The sequence below is a fragment of the Streptomyces sp. YS-3 genome (assembly GCF_045257485.1).
Lineage (GTDB): Bacteria > Actinomycetota > Actinomycetes > Streptomycetales > Streptomycetaceae > Streptomyces.
In genome coordinates, this window is the sequence record NZ_JBJHPC010000725.1 from 1 (window position 1) to 3,091 (window position 3,091).

Below are 3,091 nucleotides of genomic sequence, written 5' to 3' on the forward strand. Positions count from 1 at the left end.
GGCCCATGGGGCGGGCGTGGTGGGGGAGTTCGACGGCGAACCCGGCGAACTCATCGGGGAGTTCGACGGGGAGCGGATCAGCTGCGCGGTGGCGGAGCCGGACGGAGTGATTCCCTCCGTCACGGTCGTCCTGCTGCACGGCGCCGGCACCGGCGACAAGGCGCGGCTCGCCGAGCTGGGCGAGGACTTCCGCGCCCGTGGCCACCGCGTTCTCGCCCTCGACTTCTCCGGTCACGGCGCCTCCAGCGGCAAGCTCGCGGAACTGAGCCTGGAGCGCCGTTTCCGGCAGGCGCGGGCGGCGATCGACGCGTATGTCCCGCCCGGCCACAGTCTGGTGCTGACCGGCTTCAGCATGAGCGGTCACACCGTCGCCGACCTGGCCGCGCACTACGGGTCCCGGGTCGCGGGGATCGGCCTGTGCGCGCCCGCCGTGTACGCGGACGCGGCATGGTCCGAACCGTTCGGGGCCGAGCCGGGAGCACCCGGCACGCCGCCCGACGCGCCCGTCTCGCGCTTCACGGAGATCCTCCGTACGCCCGACAGCTGGCGCGACTCCCGCGCCCTGGACGTCTTCCGGGCGCTGCGCACGCGGGTGGTCCTGGCCGTGCCGGAGGTGGACGAGATCATTCCGTACGCCGTCACCGAGGCCGTGACCGAGGCGCTGGCCGCCGGGAACGAGTCCCGCTTCACCCGCCTTGTGTACGAGGGAGCGCACCATCGCCTCGGGGTCTGGTTCAGGGAGCACCCGGCCGAGCGCGGTCGCTTCGTGGACGCGGTCCTGGACGACCTGGGCGCGGACGGCTGGGAGCTGACCCGCCGATGGGTGGACAAGCACCTCCCGGAGGGCGAGCGCGTACGGGAGGCGGTGGCGCTGCGGGGCGGCTGGACGTCACAGATGCGAGCGGTTCGTACGGAGTGGACGGGGAGGACGGGGAGAGCTGGGAAGACGGAGGGATCGAAGGGGCCGGAGGGGCCGGAGGGTGATGGAGCGCGGCGGGAGCTGGTCCTGCGGTCCTTCGCCAAGCCCTTCTACCGGCGGCACGCGGCGGGCCTCCTCGCGCGCGAGGCCGCGGTGCTCCAGCTCTTGGCCGGGACAGACGTGCCCGCGCCCATACTCGTGGCGGCCGACCCACAGGGTGCGTACTGCGACCATCCCTCGCTCCTGATGACCCGCCTGGAGGGCGCGGTCCGGGTCGACGAGGCCGATCTGGAACGGCGGATCGCACTGCTGGCGGGGCAGTTGCTGGACATCCACCGCATCCGGGTGGCGGAGGGCGAGCGGCCCAGGGAGTACGAGCCGTGGACCTCCGCCGACCGTGTGCGCGTCCCCCAGGACACCGCGCGGCCCGACCTCTGGCGCCGGGCGACCGACGTCATCCGGCAGCCCCCACCCGCGTACGAGGGGTGCTTCCTGCACCGGGACTTCCACCCGGGGAACGTGCTGTTCAGCGGCGCGGGCGACGAGCTGCGGATCAGCGGGGTCGTGGACTGGGTGGAGACGTCGTGGGGCCCGGCGGCGCTCGACGTGGCGCACTGCTCGACCGCGCTCGCGCTGCTGCACGGGACAGGGGCCGCGCGGGAGTTCGTGGCGCGCTACACCGCCGGGGGCGGACGGCTGGGCACCGGGCTGCTGCACTGGCAGCTCCTGGACGCGCTGGCCTACGCGCCGGACGCCGAGAAGGTCGCGGGTCCGTGGCGGGAGTTGGGGCGTACGGATCTGACGCCCGAGCTGCTTGCCGGACGGCTGGAGGAGTACATCGCGTCGCTGCTCGACGGGGCGAGCGGGGCGGCGGGAGGGGTCTGACCGGCGGGTCTGACCGGCGGGTCTGACCAGCGGGTCTGAGGAGTGCGCCTGAGGAGCGGGTATTAGGAGCAGAAGACCGCCGCTCCCCTGGCGGGTCCGGTGGTCCTGCGGTCCGGTGGTCCGGCGGGCGTGGGCGCCGCGCCGCGCAGGCGACGCCACCAGCCGCGAACAAGCGTCCTGGTGGAAGCAGACGGACGAGGTCCCCGGGCATTCACCTGGGATGCCCGAGGACCTCTCTGTCCTTCGGTTCCGCTCCGACGGCGACACTCCCCCGAGTGTGGTTGTCCACTGAGCACCGGCGGACCGGATCCGATGGAAAGATCTAATCAGCGCTCACCAACAGATCGCTAACATGTGGCCAACGGTCGACGGGGCAGCCGGTGGACGGGCAGTGGGGGAACCGGTGGAGCTCGGGGTGTGTGTGCGATTCGGCCTGCTCGGTCCGCTGATCCTGGAAGGCGCACCCGTAGGCAGCGGCAAGATCCGGTCACTGCTCGCCGCCCTTCTGACGCGACCTGGCCGGGTCGTCCCCATCGACGATCTGAAGCTGGCGCTGTGGGGCGACGAACCGCCCGCCTCCGCCACCGCTTCCCTGCACAACCACGTGGCCCGGCTGCGACGGCTGCTCGACTCGGAGGACCGGATACGGGCCGTGCCGCCGGGGTACGTCCTGCGGGTCGACCCGGGCGAGCTCGACATCCAGGTGTTCGAGGTCCACGCGCGCGCGGCGCTCGACGCGTACAACCGGGGCGACTGGCCGGTGGTGGCCGAGGAGACCGCCGCCGCCCTCGCGCTGTGGCGCGGCGCCCCGCTCAGCGGGCTCTACGACCCGGAGGACGGCGAGCCCGCCCTCGTCCAACGACTCGGGGAGACGCGACTGCTCGTCCTGGAGGGGAAGTACGAGGCGGAGCTGCGGCTCGGCCGCCATGAGCGGATCGGGCCGGAACTGGCTGCCCTGACCGGGCAGTTCCCGCTGCGTGAGGCCTTTCACCGGCAGCTGATGCTTGTGCTGCACCGCACGGGACGGCAGGCGGAGGCACTCGCCGTGCACCAGCGGCTGCGGCGCACTCTGGTGGAAGAGCTGGGCGTCGACCCGGGACCCGCCGTCCAGGAGGCGCACCGCGAGATCCTGCGGGAGCCCACCCCGCGCGCGAAGCTGCCCGCACCGGCCCAGTTGCCGCCCGGGCCGGCCCATTTCACGGGCCGTGACGAGCTGGTGGCCGAGCTGACGGCTGTCCTGACCCGGCGACGGGGGAAGGCCCGCCCCCACCCGGCTCCCAGCGCCCC

General features: G+C 73.3%; 2 protein-coding genes. Both read left to right on the plus strand.

All coding sequences use genetic code 11. From position 1 onward, the window contains the following. Positions 1-1,804, plus strand: a 1,804-nt coding sequence (locus ACJA3G_RS33885; RefSeq protein ID WP_406556866.1) for an alpha/beta fold hydrolase, incomplete at its 5' end; no start/stop codon positions are given. 415 nt (positions 1,805-2,219) lie between these two features. Beyond that, positions 2,220-3,091 (plus strand): BTAD domain-containing putative transcriptional regulator (locus ACJA3G_RS33890; protein WP_406556867.1); only part of this gene is annotated, 872 nt, incomplete at its 3' end.